This window comes from Paenibacillus sp. GCM10027627, assembly GCF_042675505.1.
Taxonomy (GTDB): Bacteria; Bacillota; Bacilli; order Paenibacillales; family Paenibacillaceae; genus Pristimantibacillus.
In genome coordinates, this window is record NZ_JBHTHB010000002.1 from 717116 (window position 1) to 740593 (window position 23478).

Sequence of the window (23478 nt, forward strand, 5' to 3'; positions counted from 1 at the left end):
TTCCTCCCCTACAGTTCGATCTTCATCATTCTGTTCATGAGCCAAAAGCAGCCAAGCAAGACGAGAAGCGCAACCGTCAATAGCGCATAACCTCCTCCGCTATACAAGGGCTTCATATAATCCGGCGCCGCAAAGCCGAGAAAGCCTAAAAAAACAAACGGAACCGCCATCATCACTTTAGCTTCAAATCTTTTCTGCGCAAGGAGCACCATAATTTCTTCTTCAACGGCAAGCCTGTCCCCAATGATCGTAGACGTGCGCTTCATCACTTCAAGCAAATCTCCTCCCGAACGTTTGCATGTCGTCAAAGCGTCCGCAAACTGGGTGATCTCATCGATACCAGCCCGATCGGCAAAGTTTCGAAGCGCGCTTTCCAAAGGTTCCGAATTGTCCAATTGATAACAGATGGAGTGGAACTCCTGTAAAATATCCGTTTTGGGATCTCCATATAAAAGCTTCATATCTTCCAGCACGCCCCGGAAAGCATTTTCCGGCGATCTTCCGGCAGCGAGCGATGAGGCCAGCGAAAACAAAGCCTCTTTAAATTGCAGCTTCAGTCTGCTTCTTCGTTTTGCAAGCAAGGTCTTTTTGCTGAATCGGGGCGCAAACAGCCCGCATACGGCAGCGATCAAAGACAACAATACAGAGTGATAAAATAAATACATCGCTAAATAAATGGCGGCGCTCCCTGCCGCGACGGACAACAGCAGCTCTTTTGCATTCAAGCCGTATTCCGTATAAACCGCCAGCCTGCTTTTCCGTTTGGGAGCTAATACTTCCTCCCAGCCCATCCAGCTCCATAAAAGCCAGCTCCGTTTTAGCGTAAATCTCCATGGATTCCATTTATGTCCCATACCCAACTTCCTTTCCCGCCATTCGAAGCTTCTCGGTTTTGCTTAAAGGGCAGCCCGTCCTTTGCAGCATGCCTGAAATTTTTCCCCCGTGCTCTCCCGTCTCGCAATAACGAAATAGAGAAACAAGCTTTACCTCCCCGTTTTCTATCCCCGCTACTTCACAAATTTCGACTACTTTTCTTGAACGATCTCTGAACCTGGAGAGATGAACGATAATATCGAGAGCAGACGCGATTTGTCCCCGGATGACGGAAAGCGGCAGCTCGGCTGCGCTTAATGCCATCGTTTCCAAGCGGCCGACCATATCTCTGCAATTGTTGCCATGCCCGGTGGAGATAGAACCTTCATGTCCCGTATTCATCGCTTGCAGCATATCGAGCGCTTCGAAGCCGCGCACCTCCCCAACAACGATTCGATCCGGGCGCATCCGCAGCGATGCGCGGATAAGATCTTTTATCGTAATTTCTCCCCTCCCTTCCGTATTGGCGTTTCTCGTTTCCAGCTTCACTAGATTTGGCACGGAGCGAATTTGAAGCTCCGCCGAATCCTCAATCGTCACAACCCGCTCATCCCCGGGAATAAATTGCGATAAAGCGTTCAAAAACGTAGTTTTTCCTGTACCCGTACCCCCGCTTATAAAAATGTTGTATTTCGCCTCCACCAGCTCTTTCAAAAAGGATGCCGCTTCCTGCGACAACGAATCGTACTTTACCAAATCGTCCATCGAAATCGGCCTGTCCGGAAACTTCCTGATTGTAAGGCTGGGGCCCTTCAGCGCGACTGGCGGCAAAACGACATGTACACGCGACCCGTCCCTAAGCCTGGCATCCACAATTGGCGAAGCCTCGTTCACCACCCGGTTGACTCCGGCTACAATGGTTTGAATCAAGTCTTCCAGTCGCTCCTTGCTTTCGAATGCGGCTGGCAAATGACTCATGACGCCATCTTTCTCTATAAATACTTCATCGAAGCTGTTGATCATAATTTCGCTGACAGCGGGATCATCCATTAAAGGCTGGAGGACATCGAGTCCGCGAAAAGAATAAAAGATTCTCCGGACTAGACCGATCTTGTCACTTGCGGTCAGCGGCCGCTTTTCGCACCAGCGGAATACGGTCTGCTCCGTTTTGCACATCAGCTCTTCATCCGATAAAGCGCCGCTAAAATCAATTTCGGCCCTTACTTTGCTCCGAAGCTCGTATACGATTTCATCGGGCAGCATAGGCTCGCTCCTCTTCTCCCAATACCCGGTCAAGCAGCCGGCCCGTAGCCGCACGATATAACGAAGAGGACAATAATTGTGGTCGTCCGCCCAAATGCCATTCCCTTACCCTTGGCAGAACAATAGGGGAATACGGGGACGCGAAATGCCCGGCAATGGGTCCGCTTTGATGCCCGTATATCCCGCTGCGAACGACCTCCGATCTGCCAATTAAAAGGCTAAACCGCTCTCCCCACTTTTGGCTGCCGAATGCAAACGCAAGAGACTGTTTCCTAATCGCGGACGGAGAGTCCGTCACCATCCAATAAATATGATCCGAACGATCAAGTAGGTTAAAATTCAGCCCATCCCAGCCATCGTCCATATCCAAAACGATCAAGTCGTAATGCCCGCTTTCCACTACCGCCTCCACGATAGTCTCGGCCTCCTCGGGGGTAAGCGACATACGATCCTCTAAATTTGAAAAACCGTCCAAATAGTCGCACTTTAACAACGGATGATAGTTTCGATAACTGGCAAGCCAACGCTTTGCGCTGTCGCGGTCTGCCTTTAACGAATAAAGCAGTCCGGAAAGCTCGCCCTTTGGGCTGGAATTTTTCATCGTGCCGAAATGGCCCTTTGCTGTCATAGTGTTCATCGCATCAGAATGGTCGGGGTGTCCCCCGTCAAAATCCAGCCAAAGTCCCGCCGTACTCCATCGCTCTAAATTCAAGTAGAGAACCCGCAGGCTGCGGCCGCTTGCCGCATGGGCCAGATGCAGCGACAAAGCCGTCTTCCCGACGCCCCCCGAAGCAGAATGAATGGCGATTAACAACGCCCTGCCGTCCTTTCGCCCAAATGCAGAGCCTTTGCTTTTGTGGCCCAAAGCGTCGCCAATTCGCTCAGCCAATTGGTCGAGCAGAAGCGGCAGCGGCTGGTATCTCAGCACCTCACTTTCCCCTGCCGACTCGCCAAGCTTGTTGACTAGCGCAACTAAAGGGATGTGAGGCAGCTCAAGACTCGCTTCGGAATACCACTCCGGCTCCACGGCGAGCAGATCAATGTCAAATCCTTGTTTTACATACTGCTTGCACGCATCGGGATGGGTAAACGCGCAAATTTCCCAACTCTCTTTAAAACCGCTGCTCCGCACATAGTCTGCCAGTCTTCTTGAATATTCCTTGTCCCTGCTCAAGATCGCCAGGCGTTGTCGCTTCAATGCCCTTCTCCTCCCTTGCGGCTGGCCGAAGCGGCCACCCTCTCCCATTGTGAGCACGCAAAAAAGCACCGTACAAAGCGCATTTGCATGCAGCTTCATACGGTGCTTCCGTCGTTTCATTTTGGCTTGGTATTGAATTTACCATAGCTTTCCTAAATCGTCAACCGCTCATTTTTATTGAAAATACAGGCTAATTTCACGCTCTGCATTTTCATTGGAATCTGATCCGTGGACGATGTTGCTGGCTACATCAATTGCATAGTCTCCACGAATCGTTCCGGCAGTCGCTTCCGAAGGATTAGTCGCTCCGATGAGGGAACGTGCGTTTTGGACGGCATCTTTGCCCTCTAGAACCATGGCGAATACAGGGCCTGAAGTAATGAAGTCTACCAATTCTCCGAAAAAGGATTTTGATTTCAAATGCTCATAATGCTCTTCCGCCAGCTTGCGGTCCAACTGCGTCAGCTTCGCATCGACTAGCGTAAATCCTTTCTCTTCAAATCTCGCGACAATACGGCCTACTAGACCGCGAGCTACTCCATCAGGTTTAACCATTACGAATGTTCTTTCCATGTTGAACCCCTCCATGTCTATAGGTATAGCCAATTATTTGTTAAGCCATTCAATGATGATGCCCGCTGTCTCTTCTATAGCTCGGTTTGTCACGTCAATAACGGGACATTCCAGAGACGCCATTACCGATGCTGCATAGTCTAGTTCTTCTTTTATTCTCTCAGGCGAAGCGTATTGCGCGGAGGAAGGCAATCCTAGCGACTTCAGTCTCTCGGTCCTTATTTCAAGAAGATGGTCGGCTTGCATCGTAAGTCCTACGATCAGCCTGCCCGGCCCTTGTTTCAGCTCCTCCGGCGGATTCACCTCCGGCATTAGCGGCAAGTTCGCCGTCTTAATTCCCTTGTGCGATAAAAATACGCTAAGAGGAGTTTTTGACGTGCGTGAAACGCCGATCAATACCACCTGCGCCTGCACAAGCCCTCTCGCATCTTTGCCATCGTCATATTTGACGGCAAACTCGATCGCTTCAATTCGGCGATGATACGCCTCGTCTATAGAATGCAGAAGTCCGGGCTCCCTTTTAGGGAAGCTCCCGAACGTATCGACAAATGCCTGCATCATTGGCCCCATGACGTCTACGGCTCTAACGCCGTGCTTCATCGCTTCTTCTCTCATCAGCTCGCGCAGCTCCGGCTGCACAAGCGTATAACTGATGAATCCCCCAGTCAGCGATGCTTCTGCGACAATTCGGGCAATCTCGTCTTCCGTCCGCAAATGTCCGTATCTCTTTATCTTTACATTTTCGGATGAAAACTGTCTTAACGTAGCTTTGGCTACCGCTTCAGCCGTTTCTCCCACCGCATCGGAGCATACATAAATCATCTGTTGTGTCATAAGTCAGGTTCCCCCAATTCCCCATCAGTCGCGATATCAGCGATAAGCCGAATGATGTTCGATTTGGATACCCATCCCGCTACCTCGGGACTCTCTCCCGGTTCCTCGGAAGGAACGATAACCGGCAAACAATCGACTTGATGCTGCGACATTTTCCGAATGGCCTCTATCACAGATTCATCCGGCGTCAGCGTCACGATATTAGGATATCGGGTCATGACCATGCTTACGGGAATGGAGGCTGCAGCCGCATTTCCCAACGTAATTTTGAGCAGATCCTTCGGCGTAATGATACCTGCGAACCGTTTGTTTTCATTAACGACCAGCAGCGTATCCGCGTTTTCCATAAACAGTGTAATGACGGCGTCATGCACGGACAGCGTATCCGGAATATTAACCGGAACCCCTTGCACTTCTCTAACCTTCATGCTGTTGTAACGCCGCAGCGGCTCGTTGCTTGCCCGGAACGTATTGCCAAGGAAGTAACCTACCTTAGGCTTTGCGTCCAGCATGCCCAGCATCACGAGCAACGACAAGTCCGAGCGCAGCGTTGGCCGGCTCACACCCAAATATTCCGCAAGTTGCTCTCCCGTCACTGGCGAATGTTTCTTGACCAGCTCTATGAGCTCCAATTGCCTGGAAGTAAGCTGAATGATCGTCCCCTCTTTTCTTATATGAGTCACATTGATTGCATTTATGAAAATAACTCCTTAAATAACATATCATATTCGTAAATAGCGCACAATATTTAAGTTGTTTTTTTCGCAGTTTGTCCATCATTATGCGTTTCAATGATCTTCAATGTACTATATAAAAATAAAAAGAGACCCGCCGACAACGTTCCGGCAGGCCTCCGCACTATCTTTATTTTCCTTCCGTCATTTCCATAAACAGCTTTACATCTTCCTCCGTCAACGCAACCGCTTCCCTCCAGAAGCCAGGCTCCTCTAAATTGACGCCCAAATGCTTCTTCGCCAAATCCTCTACTGTGAGGCTGCCTGTATCCTGAAGCAAGGCGACATATTTTTCCGCGAACCCTTCGCCCTCTTTAATCGCTCTCGCGTATAGACCGGCGCTAAACAAATAGCCGAACGTATACGGGAAATTATAGAATGGCACGCCTGTCAAATAAAAATGCAGCTTCGAAACCCAGAAACGCGGGTGAGCTTCTCCAATAGCGTCCTTATAAGCATCACGCTGGGCTTGCTCCATCAGTTCGTTCAGCTCAGATGCCGGAACCAATCCCGATTTACGGCGCTCGTAGAAACGGGTCTCGAATAACAGACGGGCGTGAATGTTCATAAAAAACGCCACGGACCGCTGTATTTTATCCTCAAGCAAACCTAGCTTTTCATCCTCGTCAGCGGCTGCCTTAAGCGCTCTGTCCGAAACGATCATCTCGGCGAAAGTAGAAGCCGTCTCCGCTACGTTCATCGCATATTCGTGCGCCAGACCGGGAAGCTCGTTCATAACATGCTGGTGATAAGCATGACCTAGCTCATGAGCAAGCGTCGAAATATTGGAAGCCGTCCCCGAATAGGTCATAAAAATACGGGTTTGCTCCGCTTTAGGGAAAGCGGTGCAGAAGCCGCCCGGACGTTTGCCGGAACGATCCTCGGCTTCAATCCAGCCGTCACGGAATGCCATTTCCGAGAAATCGGCCAGCTTCGGGTCAAACGCGCGGAATTGCTCCACAATAAAGGTTGCCGCTTCGTCAAAAGGCACAGTCCGAGTCGCAGAACCGATCGGCGCCTCCACATCGTGCCAGTCGAGCTTATCGATGCCAAGCAGCGCCGCTTTCCGTTCAAAATACGGAAGAAGCGCCTTTTTGCCCTCTTCAATAGCTTCCCACATTGCATTTAGAGTCGCTTCGCTCATCCGGTTAATTTGCAGCGGCTCCTGCAGCACATTGCTCCAGCCGCGGTTTTCATACAGCTTCAAGCGGAAGCCGGCAATACGGTTAAGCGTATCGGCAGCCAAATCCTCCTGCGACGCCCATACCCGCTCCCACTCGGCAAATGCGGAAGTGCGCACGGCTCGGTCGCTGTCCGAAAGACGGTTGGACATTTGCCCAGCCGACAGCAGCTTTGTTTCGCCGCCCGGCTGATGAACTTCGAATTGCGCGCGGGAAACGATCACATTGTACAGATCGCCCCACCCATGGTAACCGTCTACTGCCAAATCGCCGGTCAGCGCTTCCAGCTCAGGCGCCATTTTTCGCTTGGCCAGTTCCCTGCGCTCGGTCAAATTGAAGGCGATAGGGGCCAGATCGTCAAGCTTCATAAGGCCGCTCCATTCCTCATCGCCGATCTCCCTAAGCGCGTTATCGTATTTCGTCATAGCTGCCAAATATTTAGCCGCTAACGTTTTGATCTTGTCGTTTAGGCCGATGGCTGCATGATCCCGCACGTTTTGCGCAATCAAACATTCCACAAACGATTCCGACTGTCTAAGGCTGAGCAAGATCGACTGTACAAGCTCCGTCGTCTCTCTCAATTGCTGCGCGGTATCGCCATCCTTATTAGCCAGCTTAGCGTTTAATGCCGCGATGTCCGCTTCTATGCCGGACAGCTCTTTGGCAAAGGCATTCGACGCAGACCCTCCAGGATAAATCGATTCCAAGTCCCATGTTAACGGATATTTGCTCACTTCAGTCACTCTCCTCTTGAATAGTAGTTGCCGTTTATGTAAAACAGCGAACAAAAACCGAGCAGTATTCGCAAATCATTTGCGAGAAACCCGCTCGGCGGTGTATAACAATATTATATACGGATTGGAGGAACAACACCATGTCAAAACCGCTGCAAATCTCGCCCGAGACCGCAATCAAGCTGTCCGAGCAACTAGGTATTCCTTTGGAGCATCTTATGCATATGCCAAAACATATTTTGCTGCAAAAGCTGGCCGAGCTTGCCAAAAAGGAAGCTGAAACTTCACAGGGGAAACCCGAGGCATGATGCATCCTTTCCAAAACGCATGGCCCTACGAAAAAATTATGAACGACTTGTACGTATCGGCCTGTCCGTTCTGCGATGCGGAAAACATTCTGATTCCGCTTAAACCTGCTGAGCTTCAATCCATTCAAGACGGCAAAAAGAGGATTCTCGTGTTCCCTTGCTGTCATGGAAAAGCGACTTTGGTCGATGCCGACGGGGACTATCTGCTAACGGACGCTCCACTAAGCAAAAGAATGCGGTAAACCGCATTCCGCTTTAGGCGCTGCTTGCCTGCGAATCGGGAGAGGACAAGCCGAGGCGCTTCAGCTCCGCTTCCTCCCGAATCAGCTGCCATTGCTCCCGGCTTGCCCGGATCATGGCCGCGTCCATAATTTTTTTGTCATTGACGACGCGCGAAAACCATTTGACGGCTTCCCCCATCTCGTCTACTCTTCGGTTCAGCTCTCCAATAAGAAACATCAGCTTGGCGTTGTTTAAAGAAACGCCCTCCGTCTCAAACACCTTTATGTAAGCCTCCAGCGCAAACCGGAGAAACCTTTTTTCTTCTGTTTCGTTGTTTTCATAGCGGTAAAGCCATGCGATATGATGCAAAATGCCGGCAATAACCCGATCCTTAGCTCCGGTAGCCTGCGCCGTCAGCAAAGCCAGCTTATAACAGGCCATCGCTTGCTCGGCCCCTCGTTCTCCGCCGTAATGCTGCCCTCGCCAATTAATGCCGATTCGCTCATAGTAGCTTTTCTTTTGCTTGTCGCTCAGCTTATCGAAACCGTTTTCTGTGGAAGCGAAGCCGCAATTCGGGCAAACGCGCACGACATAAAAATCGGGATTAATACCGTTTGTATAGTGACCGCAAAAATCGGAATCCACCGCAGATGCTTTTTTGAAACTTGGACGCACTCTCGTTGTCTGAAATATCGTCTCGCAGCAGATGCACTCGATTTTGGACTCGTACAGCGGCTCCATAACCTCACGTCTCCTTATTCGGTCGTATTCACGAAATGATACGCAGGTCCACTCAATCGATTCAGCACGATCTCCCTCAGCTCAGGTTCAATTCCGACTTCTTCCAAAGCTCTTCTCATGCAATCCAGCCAAGCGGCCGCCCGCTCGGGCGTAATCGGGAATGGCAGATGCCGGGCTCTCATCATGGGATGTCCGTGCAGATCCGAATATAGGGTGGGACCTCCAAAAAATTGGGTAAGAAATTGATGCTGCCTCTCGATGACGGGATCTATATCTTCCGGGAACAACGGGCCAAGTAGCGGATGCTCCTTCACTTTCGGATAAAAAGACTCGACTATAGACCTAATTCCTTGTTCCTCTCCAACCGCCTCGTAGATGCTTATATTCCTATTCATCGTCATTTACAACTCCAATTTGTAGGTATTTAGAATTATATCATGTTTTTTATAAAGATGAAGCCGCTTACCGGTAAAAAAAAGAGCCCGTATGCAAGGACACGGGCGTCGTCGGTTCGAACCGTAGCTTAAACTTCGTATTCTTCTTCGTTGGGCGCTGCGATGGACTCTCTGATGACGTAAACAAAAGCGCAGACCAATAAGCCGGCGATCATACTCATGATCATCACTCCAACCGTGTCAGGATGATTCTATTGTACCATAAAACATATGGAAAGCGACCATTTTTGCAAGCGTTTTCTTTATAAAAAAATTGGATCGGCGGTATTATTTTCGGTGATGGATGTCCCCCTATACACATATGTATAGGGAGGAGTCCGTACAAGCTTTAATAGAGGAGGCACTATATGCTTAGAGCGCTTGCTCATCCGCTGTCCGCTACCGCTCTGGCCGCCTTGCTCATCACGATGCTGATGGCCGTTTTCCCTACGGAAACGTTGCAGGCGGCGTTGCGCGGCCTTTCGATTTGGTGGGAAGTATTGTTTCCCGCCCTCTTTCCGTTTTTTGTTATTTCCGAGCTGCTGCTTGGATTTGGCATCGTCCATTTTTTCGGTAAGCTGCTAGACCCGTTTATGCGCCCGCTCTTCCGTCTTCCGGGCATTGGCGGATTCGTCGTTGCGATGGGCTACATGTCCGGTTATCCAGTGGGCGCGAGGCTCACATCCCAGCTCTGGGCCCAGCGGCTGATCACTCGGGCGGAGGGTGAGCGGCTAGTCGCCTTTACGACGACCTCCGACCCGATTTTTCTGATCGGAGCCGTCTCCGTCGGTTTTTTTCAAAATGTCGCCGTCGCCCCGATTCTCGCTGCCGCTCATTACGGCGGGGGACTTCTGATCGGTTTGCTGATGAGATTTCACGACAAAAATGAGCCAGGTTCTCCATCCCGAAGCGGAGAAGAGCTTGCGCGTGAAGGGCGGCAGACCGGGCCCGCTCAGCCTCGCCGCCTCTCAAGCAGCCGAATCGCGCTGGCGCTAAAGGCGATGCATGAAGCCCGTCTTTTGGATAGCCGCGGAATGGGCCAGCTGCTTCAAGATTCCATCCAATCCGCGCTTAAGCTGATGATCGTAGTAGGCGGCCTCGTTGTCTTTTTTTCCGTTGTAATGGAAATGCTCACACTTGTCGGCCTCGTTGAAGCTTTGGCGGAGGCGCTGCGCGTTTTGTTCGGCTGGATCGGGCTGCCCGCTCCGCTCGCGGATGCCGGCATCTTCGGTTTGTTTGAAGTAACGCTCGGCGCCAGGGCGGCAGGTACGACCGGGACGGGCCTCATGCATCAAGTGGCGATTGCCGCTTGGGTGCTGTCTTGGGGCGGTCTTTCCGTTCACGCGCAAATCGCCAGTCTGCTAAGCCGGACTAATTTGCGATACCGCCCTCTTTTTCTGGCAAGGCTGCTGCACGGGTTTATCGCCATGGGTCTTGTCTATCTATTATGGGGCTGGCTTTCCCCCGGATAGCCGAATGCTGTCGATTCATTGAATTTATACGGAATATCCTATATCATCAAAGATACAGGACAGATAGCTCGGAAGGAGAATACCGAACTTGAAATATGCCGTTATCGACAGAGGCGACACGCGTTCCAAATCGCTAGTAGAGCAATTTCATGCATTAGCCGCAGAGCGCGGATTTGCTTTGAACGAATCTCGGCCCGATATCGTCATTTCCATCGGCGGTGACGGAACGCTGTTGCAAGCTTTCCACAAATATGTGGATTGTATCGCTGAAGTGGGATTTGTCGGCATTCATACGGGCCATTTGGGCTTTTACGCGGATTGGAATGCGGATGAGCTGGAGGAGCTTGTCCGGCTGATGGCCGAAGAGACTCCGCGTATGGTCAGATATCCTCTGGCGCAAATCGAAGTGGAGACAAGCACGGAAACCCTTCATTACTTGGCGCTGAACGAATTTACTTTGAAGGGCGTCGACGGGACGCTAGTTGCGCAAATCAACATTAACGATGAAATGTTCGAAATGTTCCGGGGGGACGGCATCGTCATCTCTACCCCATCGGGCAGCACAGCCTACAACAAAAGTTTGGGTGGCGCCATTGTTCACCCTTCCATCGAATCGCTGCAAATTGCGGAAATCGCCTCGATCAACAATCGGGTTTTCCGTACCCTTGGCTCGTCGGTACTTTTGCCCAAACATCACCACTGTGATATTGTTTCCAAAAAGGAGCAGCGAATTCAGCTCAGCATCGACCATGTGAATATTACGCACAGCGACATCCGCTCCATCCGCTGCAGCGTAGCCACACGCAAGGTTAGTTTCCCCCGCTACCGTCCATTTCCATTCTGGAGCCGGGTACGCGAAGCCTTTATCGATATAGAAACTCGTTAAAAAAAACGCCGGGCCGCTCTATGATGAGCGACCGGCGTCTTTTTGATTTGGATTTGCTTGGCGCGACTGCTCGGATGCAGCCGCAGTTTCGTTTGCCGCCACTTTCACCGGCTTTTTGCCGCGATAGTCGTGGCCCCCTCGATTGCTTTTGCCACGGTAGTTTTGATCTTTGCGGCGTCCCTGGCCTTGGCCCCCTTGGCCTTCGGCTTCATGGCTGACGTTTGCGCTTCCGTTCCCTGCTGCGCTGCCCGCTTGCCCGTTTCCGCCGCCGCCCTTGCCGGATTGACGATTCCCGCCATCTCCCCGGTTCGTATGGCGATGGCGATTCTGCTGCTGCTGGACAGGCGCCGCAGACTCCTTGGCGGAATGCCGGGGCTGCTCTGCCGCTGTTGCCGTCTCCTCCGAAGCGGAGGCCGCCGCTGATTCGATACCGGCCCGAATGTCGAAGCCTTCCAGCCGCACGACATCTTCTCCGTACTCCGCATCGAGATCGGTATCTTCCTCGCTTGGCTCCCTTTTGGCGCCTTGTTTTTTCTCAAGCACAAAGTAGGCGCAGCCAAAATTGCAATATTCGTTAATGTAATCGGAAATGGTGGAAAATGTGCTGTCTCTGGTCGCCTTTTGGTGATTGTCCCGGAAGAAACCTTTTAGACGCAGCTGATTGTAACCCCAATCTCCGATAATGTAATCGTATCTCTCCAGCACCTCGCTGTAGCGGTTGCGAAAGGCTTCTGGATTCCAGCCCGTTCTATTTTCATAAATAAGCTCGTACGATTTGCCGCCAATATGAATCAAAGCCATGGATAGATACACCTCACTTCAGCGTCGGTCAACCTTTAATTTACGCTCGCTCCCGCGCTTGCGCAAGAACCTGAAGACGCGGATTCCAGATTGTACCCTGGGCTCAACGTTTCCGACTCCATAGCCGCGTAAGCGGAATCTGTTTGCTCATGCGCATGATAAGAGCTGCGGACAAGCGGACCGGATTCCACGTGGCGGAAGCCGCGTTTTTTTCCTTCTTCTTTTAGTTTAGCAAATTCGTCGGGATGTACGTAGCGTACGATCGGCATATGTTTAGGTGTCGGCTGCAAATATTGCCCGAGCGTCAAAATATTGCAGTCCACAGCGCGCAAATCGTCCATCGCCTCAAGGATTTCATCCCACTCTTCCCCAACGCCAAGCATAATGCTCGATTTGGTCGGGATTTTCGGTTTCATTTCTTTGGCGCGTTTCAGAAGCTCAAGCGAACGGTCATATTTCGCCTTGGCGCGAACGCGGTTGGACATGCGAGATACCGTCTCGATGTTGTGGTTCAAAATGTCCGGATTCGCATCCATGACAACTTGCAGAGCGTCCCAGTTGCCCATAAAGTCAGGAATGAGAACTTCAACGCGGCAGAATGGCAGCCGTTTGCGGATCGCTTTGATCGTTGCGGCAAAAATGGATGCTCCGCCATCCTTCAAATCGTCGCGGGCAACGGAGGTGACCACGCAATGCTGCAAGCCCATTTGCTCGGCTGCCTCGGCAACGCGTTCAGGCTCAGCTGTGTCGAGCTCCGTCGGCATACCCGTTTTGACCGCGCAGAAGCGGCAAGCCCGCGTACAAATATCGCCCAAAATCATAAACGTTGCGGTGCGGTTCGACCAGCACTCATAAATATTCGGACAACGCGCTTCTTCGCAAACGGTGTGCAAAGTTTTGCCGCGCATCATCTCTTTAATTTCGGCATAATTGCCTTCAGTTGTAAGTTTTATGCGAAGCCAGTCCGGCTTTTGAAGCTTCTCGCGCTGTTTCATGTCTGATTCCCTGCTTTCACGTTCAGTTATAAGTTTACGGCATTGTTAGCATTATAACATGCTTTGGACAGAAAAAATATGACGCGGCCCCGGCCGATAAACGATTATCTATAGTTTGTTGGAATATGATCCATCGCGGATTGAGATTAGTTTGGGTTGGATTGTTTCAAATAGATGCGGCAGAATAAACTATGATCGTTTTTACTTTGCCATCGTAAAATGTTATTTTCAGAAGCTTCTCGGTTAGCCTAATTCCTTCCTTATCATTTCCCCAAATGGTTGATACTTGACTAATTATAAAAAAATCCACAATATTATGTAGCTCTAGGTATTTACACTGCAATGTCTATTGTACAAAACAAAACACCCCTCCATTAAGCTAAGGAGTAGGTGTTAGGTTTATCTAGTCAAATTAACAAGATACAATGAGGCCTTACAGATTATCACTTTGGCGCAAACCAATGATCAGGGGCTATTATTTTCCATTCGCCCTTTTCTTTTACTAAATCTATACTCTCAGTGTTTTCTCCTACTATAGGTGCTTCGACAGTATAGGTCACGGTCGATTTTTCATTTGTCTGCTTCGTTACTTGAACATCTTTTATAATGGGTTTAACGAAAGGCTGTTCAAGCTTCTCTAATCCGTCAATCACCTCCTGTTTGCTATACCCCTTTGATTCATACGATTCACTGGACAGCAGTTCAACTGCTTCTGCAAAATTCCCATCAACAATAAAATATTGGTACCAACCTTTAACAATTTCATCAGGCGTTTTTGAATGCTGCACTGAGCATGCGGATAAAATAATACAAGTGAAAATAATAAAAATACAAGAACTACTTTTCAATAATATGCTCCTTTTGTTAATGCTGCTTCTAGGGAGACTCAATTAAAGGACTTCCCGAGAAGATGCCAAGATGCCTAGCTCACATGCTTTGTTCTACGATGATCTTTCCATTACGATCATAAGTGCACGATTGATCTTGGATCATTCGCCCTGTTTGTTTTTGCTTTCCACATCCGTAATTTCATTATCTTTGTAATAACAAATCAAATACAACAAAATGTCATAATAAATAATTTAAAACTTCAATTAATAAAGATTAAGAAATATATGTCCTCAAATTTTCCTCAACCTCCTTAAAACTAACACCAAAATGATTTTTTGGATAAAATCCTCTCCATTGCAAAACATACCTGTATAACCGTCATGCTTTTGAAAGGGTGAGACGATGAAGGTATGGATAAAGGGGACGGCCGCCGCTGCGGCGTTGTCTCTCCTGCTCTCTCCGGCTAACGCAAATGCCCGCGCCGCGGAGCACAAGCCATTTTTTTATCAATCCGCAATGGCCGAAGAACAAGCTCCAGAAAACCCATTCGACACCCGCAGGGAGCTCTACGATAAGCTGAGCGCCGTTACGGATGTGGAATGGTATTGGATTGCGGCCGTCGATCAATACGAACGAACAATATCGAAAGCAAGGCCGAAGGCGCGGCCGCAGCTTGGGCCAACGGTCGGCGTATTTATCGAGCAGGAGCGCTGGGTTGGGGAGCTTAATCCCGATATCGATGACCATTCCCCATTGTCCATCAAATGGTTTAATGGCATCGGCCGCGACGGCGACGGAAATGGGGCGGCAGACCGCAGCAGCGACTTTGATTTGCTTTATTCACTTGTCCAGCACGCAGCGGCTCAAGGTACGACGGATGTGCGGTTCCCGATTGGACTGTGGGATTATTACCGCAACAGCCGCTCCGTACAGCGGATCGAGCAGTTTGCTTCCATTTACAAAAAGTACGGAAAGCTCGATCTGTTCGAGCACGCCTTCCCTCTTCCGATCGGCTCCATCTATTCCTACAGGGATACATGGGGCGCCAAACGGGGCTGGGGAGGAAGACGAACCCATGAAGGCACAGATTTGTTCGCCGGTCATGGCACACCCGTTCGCAGCACGTGCTACGGCGTAATTGAGATTAAAGGCTGGAACAAATTTGGCGGCTGGAGAATCGGCATTCGCGATTTGAACAATCATTATCACTATTACGCGCATCTGTCCGGCTTTGATAAAAAGGTCGCCGTCGGCGATATCGTCGAACCCGGCCAAGTGGTAGGCTGGGTCGGAAGCTCCGGCTACGGCAAGCCCGGCACTTCGGGCAAGTTTCCTCCGCACTTGCATTACGGCATCTACTCCGATCGCGGAATGCTGGAGTGGGCGTTCGATCCTTATCCCATGCTGCGCAGATGGGAGCAAGGCGAATACAGACGTCTTCGCAACTAATCGGTATCGCAAAAAAATCCCGCAAAGCAAAGCCCCTGCGCTTCGCCTTGCGGGATTTTTGTTACCTTGGATAGCCGGAATTTGTTACCTAGATTTTTGTTGTGGCGATTTTTGTTGTCGCGATTTTCGTTTCCGGAGTTTTCGTTTCCGGGATTTTCGTTGTCGTAATTTTTGTTACATGGATTTTCGTTTATGGCTCCGTCTTCATTTCAAACACGCTGTCCTGCCCAGAGGCGGCCTCGCCGTCTCCCGTCCCTCCGCCTTCCGCTTCCGTTGCATTCGGATTGACCGTTACTCCGCCGCCCGATTCCGGCGAAAGCGGAACCGATATGTTGGGCGCTTGCGGGGCGGAATCGCCGACTGGCTTGCCTGTGCTGTCGTAATAATACATGGGCACGTCGCCAACGACGAGCAAATACGAAATCGGAATTTCGGTTTCTACAATTTCAGGGTCGGTATCAAACGGAATAATGATGGATACTTCGGCGACGACTTTAATATAAACCTCCACCAGCACCATGTTGATAGCGGCATTCCTCTCCCGGGTGCTCAGCTCCACCTTTACCGCTCCAACCGGTTCAAACTTGACCGGAACTCTTGGACCAAATGAAGAGATGATTGCGCTGTTCATCGCGTGGCCGATCGGGATATGCTCCGGGATGTCTTTTATCTCCTTCAAAGTGTTCTGAACCGTTTCGATCGTCTGCGAAGTAATGCTCATATGTTCCCCGTAATTGAGCATAAATCCGGATATTTTGCCGTTGCCGTTCATTTTCCAATCGATTAGCTTTTCGGACTCCGACTTCCGGGCGACCTGCTCCGTGATCGCCTTGTTGATCGCCTGCGTGGCGACCTGCTTCACTCTTATTTTAGCAATATTCATAAGAGGCGGCCGTAAATTCCGCTCAATAAAAATAAACGAAGGCACAGTCATCAATAAAATAAACACTAAAAACATAAGCAGCATTTTTCCTATTCTAAACCGTTTGGGCGGACGGACATCTCTCGATTTCGTTCCCCATGCCGTTTGCCGCGGCCCTCCTCCTCCAAACTTAAACGAGAACAAAGGCTGCTTGCTCCTCCAGCCCCCGCTTTGATTCGAAGCCTGCGGTTTGGACCTCCATTTCACATTTGAAGAGCGGGACGATGCCGGTTTTGCAAACTTTCCGCCGCCCCAGCTCACCGTTTTTACTTTTCGAAATGTCAGCCAGCCCCCTGTCCTGAAGCTTCGCGGCGACCGAAACCTCCACCCGCGCTTTCCCCATTTGGCCATTGCCGCTGCCTCCTCGCCACCTTTGTCCCTCATGCTCTTACCATGCTTATGCGAGGGAACGAGCTTATAGAAGACAGCGCTCCAATCGCTTGCAAGGTTGTTCATTGCATGCGAATGCGCTAGACTAATCTAATACTATATTTGTGCGATGGCATAGAGGAGGCTGCAATGTCCGTTATCCGCAAACTGGCGACAGATGCCGACTTTGAAGAAGCGTTGGAAAAAGGAACCCGCATCCGCGTCTTTCAACATAATCATATTATCGATGCCGCTTCGCTTATCGTTAGATTCGACGATGCCACCGTCGTCACCCAATCCGGCGTCGGCGACTTTATGTATCACAAGCGCGAGGAATGCGAATTTTTTGAGTTAAAAAAACGTTGAGCAGCAAAAAAGCCGTTACCGGTTCTGAAGGTAGAGTACAGAAACCGTTACGGCTTTTTTGATATAAAAATTGCAGCATTCAAACGCTTATATATGGTGCTTTTAGCTGTCTACAGCCCTGCTGTTGTCATTGGATCTGGCGCACTCTTTCTTGCCCGTTTCCGAGCGTACGCAACCGCGCATCCGGAGTGAACAAAAGAGGATGGAACAGCATACTAAGCAGCATGCTCACAATGGCCGCCGAACCCGCATGGGAAAACAAAATCAACAGCTGATAGCGGACCGCCTCCACAGGATCGGCCCCCGCAATGATCATGCCGGTCATCATGCCGGGAAGCTGGACAAGCCCGACCGTCTTCAGCCCGTCAATCGTAGGAATCATGCTGAATTTGACAGCTCTCTTCATCGAGGGCTGCATCGCTTGCCCCGCAGTCGCTCCAAGCGCAAGTAGCGTCTCAATCTCATCCTTCGATACTTCGATCTCCCGCTTGATCCCGGTTGCAAACAGCCCGGCTACTATCATCGCATTGCCGATCGTCATGCCGCTAAGCGGGATAATATATTGCGCCGTCGGCTCAATGATTCCAAGACCGATAAGAAACAGCATCATAAACGCTTCTACCGCCGTTATCGCGAGCGCAATTCGCCAGAAGACGCCTTTTAGCCCAGCGCCTCTTTTGGCCGCGTTCCAGGAAGCGACCGCAATCATTATACTTATTATAAGGACAAGGAACATCGGATGCTCTGTCTCAAACACATAATGAAGCACATATCCAATAGCCAAAAGCTGAACGGCCGCCCGTATGCTGCCGATAGCCATCCCTTTTTCCAAATCGAGCTTCTTCCAATAAGAAACAAACATCGTAATAAAAACAAAAATAAGCGTGCAGCTTAGAGCAAGCAAAGTCATCGCACTTCCACCCTCTTCGGCGTCTCTTTCGCTTCACCAGTATCCGGGTCAAGGTCAAAACCTTCTTCATCGCTGGGACTGCCCATCCCCCATACGCCGCTCGAAAGCTTCCATGACAACGAGGCCACGCGATTGGCCTGCACCTTATCATGCGTGACCCAAACTAACGTTGTCCCATGCTCGTAGTGCCAATCCAGCAGCAGCTCCTCAATTCTCTTGCTGTTGTCCTCGTCAAGCGAAGCTGTAATTTCATCCAAAAGCAACACGTCCGATCGCAGCATAAGCGAGCGAATTAATGCGACTCTTTGCTTTTCTCCGCCTGACAGGTCCGAAGACGATTGGTCCAAAGGAATATGGCCAAGCCCGGCCCGCTCGACGAGCAAAGCCGCAAGCCGTTTGTCATAAGTTGTTCCGTGAAGCCTGCTCGCCGTCCGCCAGTTGTCCTCTACGCTTCCCGGCAGCATAACGGCATGCTGGGCTACGTAACAAACCTTCTTTCTCCAGTGCACGGGGTCCGTTTCTCGATACGATTTGCCGTGAAGCCGCATATCGCCATGGTCCGGCACATCCAAACAGGCAAGCATACGGAGCAGCGTGCTTTTCCCTTGTCCCGAAGGTCCGGTCACTGCTATCACTTCAGGCTGTTTAATTGAAGCGGTAAGGCCCGACCATAAATAAGGCTCCGATTTCCCGCTGCTAACATTTCGTTTTGCCAAATCTGCTATTTCCAATATTGCATTCAAAGCCTTCCCCTGCTTTCCATACTGGCTTTTGCTCTCCTTACTCCGATAAAAACCGGAATATCTCCTCATGAACGGCTTCAGGCTGCTCATGATTAATGCCATGGCCAGCCCCCGGCACTACTTTATATCGGTAGCCTCCCTGCTCCAGCACATCCATCGTATCTTGCTTCACGACACGGCGATGATCGCCAAGCAGAAAATATAATTTGTCCTTGACCGCGCCTCCGGCGGCTGCGCTATATTTTTCAATTGGATGTGGAAACATCGCGTTTTGCTTATGGGACTTCATCAATAAAATAAGATGCTCCGCAAGCAAAGGATGCTTCTCAAACATATCGGTGGCGGGAGAGCTCATTTTTTTGAGAACTTTAAGCAAGTTGCGGTCTGTTGGAATCAATATTTCCGGGAACATCAGGAGCAGCGTGGAAATCATCGTTTTAACCGGATTGAGGACAATTCCGCCTTCCAGGCAAACAGCCTTCCGAACCTTCTCCGGATGTACAGTCGTATATTGAAAAACCATATAAGCACCGTTGGAGACACCCGCCATATAAGCGCTATCCAGCTCAAAATAGGCGAGCAGCTCGTTTATCCATACCGTTTGGCTAAAGTCCGGCTTCTTGTAAGCCCCGTTCGGCACACTTTTGCCCGGGCCGCCAAGCGTATCGACCGCTATGCAATAATAACGCTGCGATAGTACCTTCATATTGAGCATCCACATGACCGCGGAATTGTCGCCTACGCCATGAAACAGCATAAGCGGCGGATTGGCGCTGTCGCCCGCCGTCATACAATGCGTCACTCCGTACCTTGTCTCGGCAAAATGGGATTCCGCTCTCACTCCCCATAACTCAACCAGTCGATCATAAGACGCAAGTACTTTTTCCTCCGCCTCATTGCTTTTGAAAACGGCAATCGCCACGCGGATTTCCCCTTCCCCGTTTGCAAGCTGTTAATTCTACCACTCTACTTTTTAAGAAATCGAAGAATGACATGAGCGTCGGGGAACGGCAGCGGTCCTGTTGTCTGCACTTTTGAAATGCCAAGTCCCTGAATAAACGAAAAGTAAGTAATCGCCAGCATTAAAGGGTCTCCCTCTACCAGCTCTCCAAGCTTCTGTCCTTCGACGATTAGTGGAATTAAGGCGTGGATCGGCTCGCCCTGCTTCGCCTTTATAATCGCTTTGGCCTCTGCGGGAATCGCTTCGGATGTAGCGGTCTGGAGCAAAATCAGCCTCCAATGCTGCATCGCCAAGCTGTCCGCCGCCAAAAAGGCTTCCGTCAGCCAAACGATCCTCTGATAGGGCGAACCGTCTAGACTTGCCGCCTGACGAACGGCTTTTCCCGAGCCATCCGCCGCCAGCTCCACAATTCGGGTAAAGATATCGTCCTTTGACTTAAAATAGGTATACACATACCCTTGGCTAAATCCGGCGCTTTGCGCAATATCTTTAATTTTGGCGCCCGAAAAGCCTTTGCGGGAAAATACGTCTATCGCATGAAGCAAAATTTGCTCCATCGCCGCTCCTCCCGCCGCTTGTTCAAAATCCTCAGAGAAGGCTTGCTCTAGCGATTTGCTTTGTTCCGATGTTTTCATTGCGATTCACCTGTCATGAGAGTAATTTAAATGAATTTGAATGAACGTTCATTCAAATTATAAAAGATATCGCTTGTTTTGGCAACAAAAAAAGGAAAAAGAGAGCGAGACTTCCTTTTCCCTTCCATGTGAACTAAATTTCAACCCCGTAGCCGTGGGACGGAGGTCGACTCTCTTACGATAAGCTCCGGCTGCAGCTTCAGCGGCTCGTATCGCTGCTGCTTCGGCTCAGCATTGCCAATCCGCTTTAAAAGCAACTCAATCGCTTCTGTTCCTATCCGGCCGACAGGCTGGCTGACCGTCGTTAACCGCGGACGAAACTGCGCGGAGAACAATTGATCGTCGTAGCCGACAACCGATACGTCGTCTGGAATTCGCAATCCGCCGTTTTTCAGCGCATCCATAACGCCAAATGCCATCATGTCGTCCGCCGCAAATATGGCTGTAGGCAGTTCTCCTTCCTTAATCCAATTCTCTGCTATTTCAGATCCCGACGGGATATCAAAGTTCCCTTGCTCAATACGAGGCGCGAGCCCCGCTTCTTCCATTGCGGCCAAATAGCCGCGCACCCGTTCCTTGCTGCTCAAAAACGGCGCAGGCCCGCTAATATGGGCAATCTCCCGATGCCCCAAATCAATCAAATGTTTAGTAGCATCATAACCGCCTCGAAAGTTATCCACTTGAACGGAAGGAGCTTCCGAGCTTTCCAGCTGATTGTCGATGAACACATAAGGAATATCTTTGCGGGTCAGTTCCTCCGCGTATCGCGTCTCGTTCGCCGGTGACAACACGATCATCCCGTCTACCCTGTCCTCTTGAAATATGGCGTTGCGAAGATCGCTTTCATCCTCTTGTGAAATAAAAAGGGCAAGCAAATAGCGATGGGCAGCCAGCTTATCGTTGATTTCTTTTACAACCGCATCGAGAAAAGAGTCGTTGAGCGTCATAATCGTAAGACCAATAACACCCGTTTTTCCTAGTGCCAGACTTCTAGCGGCAGCGCTGGGATGATAGCCCAGCTCCTTCATCGCTTCAAGCACTTTTGTTCTATTTTTTTCCCGGACCGTATCCGCATTATTAATGACTCTGGATACCGTCACGACCGAAAGCCCCGATTTGCGGGCTACATCAAAAATATTGACTTTCATAGTTCCTTCGCTCCCTGCGATCAAAAGGCATATGGATCTAACATACCATAATTTCTTCTAAGTTGGCAGCCCGGCAAGGAATTTTTAGGAAAAACAGAAAAAAGAAGGGACTTATTCGTCCCTTCTTCTATATGTGGCACATGTTAAAAGCAGCGTATTTATTCAAACGATCTAAAAGAGGAAGCGGAACCTTTGCCCGTCGGTGAACTAAGCCCGCCTTCAATCGACTTTCGTCTCAGAAACAGAAGGGTAACGCTGAACAGCGCCGTTAAAATCAGACCGCTCAAAAACGCTTTGCCCATCGACTGCGCGACATCTTCTTCGCCCTGCTTTTGAATCGATAGCCGAATTTCAGCCACTTTCCCTTCCACCGCTATCATTTCGGCTTCTAATTTGGCCAGCAATTCCTTCTGCTTCTCCGGAGGAAGCTTCGTGCCAGCCGGCAATGCCGCCATCGCTTCGCTCATTTTTTGCTCAATTAGCTCCTGCTTCTGTCCATCAGAGAGTTGAAAATCTGCAGGCGGGGCATTGAAGTCGAAAAAGTCGTCCCGTCGCTCTTCCAAACGGGCAATCGCCTGATCCTGCACGACAGCGGGAAGTCCGGCTTCCTTGAACTTTGCGATTCCGTCATCCACAATAGCGGATGATTGATTGTTCAGGCTGGTCAGCGTAATGGAAACAAACAAGGCTACGCCAATTGCTCCCCCCAGATTGCGCATCATAGCAAATATGCCCGATGCAAGCGACACCTGTTCCTGGCTGACCACAGACGTGCTGACCGTTACGCTCGTAACCATAATGATGCCAATACCGACGCCCGCCACCGCGATATAAGCGACTAAGCGGCCGATCGACATATCGGCATGAACCGTCGACAGTAGAATATAGCCGGCTAGCGTAAATAGATAGCCCAGCGTCATCGGCCATGCATACCCGACTTTATCGATTAACCGGCCGACAATCGGAGCGACCACAAGCATAACCGCCGATAAAGGCGTAATGGCGAACGCCGCCTCAAGCGTGTCGAAGCCCTTTACTTTCGTAAGGAAAAGAGGCAGTAAAATCATCGTCCCCATCAAAATAATGCCGCTAAGCAGGTTCGAGGCAATACCGGATACAAAAGCGCGATTTCGCAAAATGGCAAAGTCGAGCAGCGGATCTTTCACCTTCTTTTCAATCACGATAAAAGCGGCTATCCCTATTACGCTGATGGCAAATCCGGCGATAATTTTCCAATCCGACCACCCAAACTCTTGCCCTTGCAAAATAGAATAGGTTAAAAAGAATAACGTAGTGCTTAAAGCCAGCGTCCCCCACAGGTCGATGCGGAACGGCTTGCGCGTCTCTTTAGTCCCTCTAAATACGAGCCAAGTAAGCGGCAATCCGATAAAGATAACCGGCACATTAATATAAAATACCCAGCGCCAGTTGATTTGCTCCGTAATGACGCCGCCAAGGCTCGGGCCAATCGCGACGGCAAGCGCTCCTACCGCTCCCCAGATGCCCATTGCCAGCCCCGCTTTTTCAGGCGGAACGGCAGACCGCACCAGCATCATGCTCGTCGGAATAACCATCGCTCCGCTTATGCCTTGCAAAATACGATAAATAATAAGGCTTTCTTCACTTGGTGCCGCTCCGCACAGGAAGGAACTGATCATGAACAGAAACAGTCCGATAAGAAAAAACCTTGCCCTGCCGAATAAATCGGCGAGCTTGCCCATCGTGACGAGCAGCACCGCCAGCGTAATTACGAACGAATTAATGATCCAGGACGCTTCACTAAGCCCAATTCCGTAATCCGCAATAATATCAGGCAAAGCAATGTTGACGATCGTACTGTCGATAAAAACGATGAAAAGCCCCAAACTAACCGCAAAAACTTGCTTTAGCCCTCCGTATGTCGGTTGCGCGCGTTCCAAATCAAGCAGCTCCTTTCAAACCTATACCGTATTTTG

Annotated in this window: 25 protein-coding genes; 6 read left to right on the forward strand and 19 right to left on the reverse strand. The window is 50.2% G+C overall.

The genetic code is table 11. The features are described 5' to 3' along the window. Positions 1 to 8: 8 nt before the first annotated feature. From ACFQZE_RS11245 to ACFQZE_RS11275, 7 genes are all read right to left on the reverse strand, one after another. Complete coding sequence (locus ACFQZE_RS11245) at positions 9 to 854, reverse strand: type II secretion system F family protein (RefSeq protein WP_379356796.1); 846 nt, start codon at positions 852 to 854, stop codon at positions 9 to 11. Further along, on the reverse strand, positions 844 to 2076 hold the full coding sequence (locus ACFQZE_RS11250; protein WP_379356798.1) for a TadA family conjugal transfer-associated ATPase: 1233 nt from the start codon (positions 2074 to 2076) through the stop codon (positions 844 to 846). Before ACFQZE_RS11250 ends, ACFQZE_RS11245 begins: the two co-directional genes overlap by 11 nt. After that, the gene (locus ACFQZE_RS11255) at positions 2063 to 3274 is read right to left on the reverse strand and encodes a CpaE/TadZ family protein (protein WP_379356800.1); all 1212 of its coding nucleotides are present in this window, start codon (positions 3272 to 3274) and stop codon (positions 2063 to 2065) included. The genes ACFQZE_RS11250 and ACFQZE_RS11255 overlap by 14 nt, the downstream gene beginning before the upstream one ends. Positions 3275 to 3448: 174 nt before the next feature. Beyond that, positions 3449 to 3847 carry a nucleoside-diphosphate kinase gene (ndk, locus tag ACFQZE_RS11260; RefSeq protein ID WP_379356802.1) on the reverse strand — a complete coding sequence of 133 codons (399 nt, stop codon included), beginning with the start codon at positions 3845 to 3847 and terminating at the stop codon, positions 3449 to 3451. A 33-nt stretch (positions 3848 to 3880) separates the two neighbouring features. Next, positions 3881 to 4681: a pyruvate, water dikinase regulatory protein gene (locus ACFQZE_RS11265; RefSeq protein ID WP_379356804.1), complete on the reverse strand. Its 801-nt coding sequence runs from the start codon at positions 4679 to 4681 to the stop codon at positions 3881 to 3883. Beyond that, positions 4678 to 5364 (reverse strand): helix-turn-helix transcriptional regulator, encoded by a 687-nt coding sequence (locus tag ACFQZE_RS11270; RefSeq protein ID WP_379356806.1) that lies wholly within the window; start codon positions 5362 to 5364, stop codon positions 4678 to 4680. The genes ACFQZE_RS11265 and ACFQZE_RS11270 overlap by 4 nt, the downstream gene beginning before the upstream one ends. 181 nt (positions 5365 to 5545) lie before the next feature. Beyond that, positions 5546 to 7330 (reverse strand): M3 family oligoendopeptidase, encoded by a 1785-nt coding sequence (locus tag ACFQZE_RS11275; RefSeq protein ID WP_379356808.1) that lies wholly within the window; start codon positions 7328 to 7330, stop codon positions 5546 to 5548. Between the two features lie 140 nt (positions 7331 to 7470). On the opposite strand from ACFQZE_RS11275, the gene ACFQZE_RS11280 reads away from it, so the two are divergent. Both ACFQZE_RS11280 and ACFQZE_RS11285 read left to right on the forward strand, forming a co-directional pair. Continuing rightward, positions 7471 to 7638: a YycC family protein gene (locus ACFQZE_RS11280; protein WP_379356810.1), complete on the forward strand. Its 168-nt coding sequence runs from the start codon at positions 7471 to 7473 to the stop codon at positions 7636 to 7638. Continuing rightward, positions 7638 to 7880, forward strand: a complete 243-nt coding sequence (locus tag ACFQZE_RS11285; protein ID WP_379357044.1) for a hypothetical protein — start codon at positions 7638 to 7640, stop codon at positions 7878 to 7880. The genes ACFQZE_RS11280 and ACFQZE_RS11285 overlap by 1 nt, the downstream gene beginning before the upstream one ends. A 13-nt stretch (positions 7881 to 7893) precedes the next feature. Here the strand turns inward: ACFQZE_RS11285 and ACFQZE_RS11290 are convergent, their stop codons facing one another. Continuing rightward, entirely contained in the window at positions 7894 to 8601 is a 708-nt protein-coding gene (locus ACFQZE_RS11290; protein ID WP_379356812.1) for a DUF2225 domain-containing protein, read from the reverse strand. 14 nt (positions 8602 to 8615) lie between these two features. After that, positions 8616 to 8996 (reverse strand): globin domain-containing protein, encoded by a 381-nt coding sequence (locus ACFQZE_RS11295; protein ID WP_379356814.1) that lies wholly within the window; start codon positions 8994 to 8996, stop codon positions 8616 to 8618. A 407-nt stretch (positions 8997 to 9403) separates the two neighbouring features. On the opposite strand from ACFQZE_RS11295, the gene ylbJ reads away from it, so the two are divergent. Both ylbJ and ACFQZE_RS11305 read left to right on the forward strand, forming a co-directional pair. Then, positions 9404 to 10507 carry a sporulation integral membrane protein YlbJ gene (gene ylbJ, locus ACFQZE_RS11300; protein WP_379356816.1) on the forward strand — a complete coding sequence of 368 codons (1104 nt, stop codon included), beginning with the start codon at positions 9404 to 9406 and terminating at the stop codon, positions 10505 to 10507. A gap of 88 nt (positions 10508 to 10595) precedes the next feature. Next, positions 10596 to 11393, forward strand: coding sequence for an NAD kinase (locus tag ACFQZE_RS11305; protein WP_379356818.1), 798 nt, complete (start codon positions 10596 to 10598; stop codon positions 11391 to 11393). Positions 11394 to 11411: 18 nt separating this feature from the next. Here the strand turns inward: ACFQZE_RS11305 and ACFQZE_RS11310 are convergent, their stop codons facing one another. The 3 genes from ACFQZE_RS11310 to ACFQZE_RS11320 all read right to left on the reverse strand — a co-directional run bounded on the left by ACFQZE_RS11310 (position 11412) and on the right by ACFQZE_RS11320 (position 14037). After that, on the reverse strand, positions 11412 to 12194 hold the full coding sequence (locus ACFQZE_RS11310; protein ID WP_379356820.1) for a YutD family protein: 783 nt from the start codon (positions 12192 to 12194) through the stop codon (positions 11412 to 11414). A 35-nt stretch (positions 12195 to 12229) separates the two neighbouring features. Then, a complete protein-coding gene (gene lipA / locus ACFQZE_RS11315; RefSeq protein WP_379356822.1) occupies positions 12230 to 13189 on the reverse strand; it encodes a lipoyl synthase in 960 nt (319 codons plus the stop codon). A 443-nt stretch (positions 13190 to 13632) separates the two neighbouring features. Next, on the reverse strand, positions 13633 to 14037 hold the full coding sequence (locus ACFQZE_RS11320) for a nuclear transport factor 2 family protein (RefSeq protein WP_379356824.1): 405 nt from the start codon (positions 14035 to 14037) through the stop codon (positions 13633 to 13635). A 385-nt stretch (positions 14038 to 14422) separates the two neighbouring features. Here ACFQZE_RS11320 and ACFQZE_RS11325 point away from each other — a divergent pair, with 385 nt between their 5' ends. After that, on the forward strand, positions 14423 to 15469 hold the full coding sequence (locus tag ACFQZE_RS11325; protein ID WP_379356826.1) for a M23 family metallopeptidase: 1047 nt from the start codon (positions 14423 to 14425) through the stop codon (positions 15467 to 15469). A gap of 190 nt (positions 15470 to 15659) precedes the next feature. On the opposite strand, the gene yunB is transcribed toward ACFQZE_RS11325, so the two are convergent. After that, positions 15660 to 16742 carry a sporulation protein YunB gene (gene yunB / locus ACFQZE_RS11330; protein WP_379356828.1) on the reverse strand — a complete coding sequence of 361 codons (1083 nt, stop codon included), beginning with the start codon at positions 16740 to 16742 and terminating at the stop codon, positions 15660 to 15662. A gap of 168 nt (positions 16743 to 16910) precedes the next feature. Here yunB and ACFQZE_RS11335 point away from each other — a divergent pair, with 168 nt between their 5' ends. Then, positions 16911 to 17126, forward strand: a complete 216-nt coding sequence (locus tag ACFQZE_RS11335) for a hypothetical protein (protein WP_379356830.1) — start codon at positions 16911 to 16913, stop codon at positions 17124 to 17126. A 127-nt stretch (positions 17127 to 17253) separates the two neighbouring features. On the opposite strand, the gene ACFQZE_RS11340 is transcribed toward ACFQZE_RS11335, so the two are convergent. The 6 genes from ACFQZE_RS11340 to ACFQZE_RS11365 form a co-directional block, all read right to left on the reverse strand. Further along, positions 17254 to 18036: an ABC transporter permease gene (locus ACFQZE_RS11340; RefSeq protein ID WP_379356832.1), complete on the reverse strand. Its 783-nt coding sequence runs from the start codon at positions 18034 to 18036 to the stop codon at positions 17254 to 17256. After that, positions 18033 to 18779, reverse strand: a complete 747-nt coding sequence (locus ACFQZE_RS11345; protein WP_379356834.1) for an ABC transporter ATP-binding protein — start codon at positions 18777 to 18779, stop codon at positions 18033 to 18035. The genes ACFQZE_RS11340 and ACFQZE_RS11345 overlap by 4 nt, the downstream gene beginning before the upstream one ends. A 37-nt stretch (positions 18780 to 18816) precedes the next feature. Beyond that, entirely contained in the window at positions 18817 to 19701 is an 885-nt protein-coding gene (locus ACFQZE_RS11350) for an alpha/beta fold hydrolase (protein ID WP_379356836.1), read from the reverse strand. A gap of 44 nt (positions 19702 to 19745) precedes the next feature. Beyond that, positions 19746 to 20375 carry a TetR/AcrR family transcriptional regulator gene (locus ACFQZE_RS11355; protein ID WP_379356838.1) on the reverse strand — a complete coding sequence of 210 codons (630 nt, stop codon included), beginning with the start codon at positions 20373 to 20375 and terminating at the stop codon, positions 19746 to 19748. Between the two features lie 140 nt (positions 20376 to 20515). Then, positions 20516 to 21523 (reverse strand): LacI family DNA-binding transcriptional regulator, encoded by a 1008-nt coding sequence (locus tag ACFQZE_RS11360; RefSeq protein ID WP_379356840.1) that lies wholly within the window; start codon positions 21521 to 21523, stop codon positions 20516 to 20518. A gap of 158 nt (positions 21524 to 21681) precedes the next feature. After that, on the reverse strand, positions 21682 to 23442 hold the full coding sequence (locus tag ACFQZE_RS11365; RefSeq protein ID WP_379356842.1) for a DHA2 family efflux MFS transporter permease subunit: 1761 nt from the start codon (positions 23440 to 23442) through the stop codon (positions 21682 to 21684). Positions 23443 to 23478 lie beyond the last annotated feature (36 nt).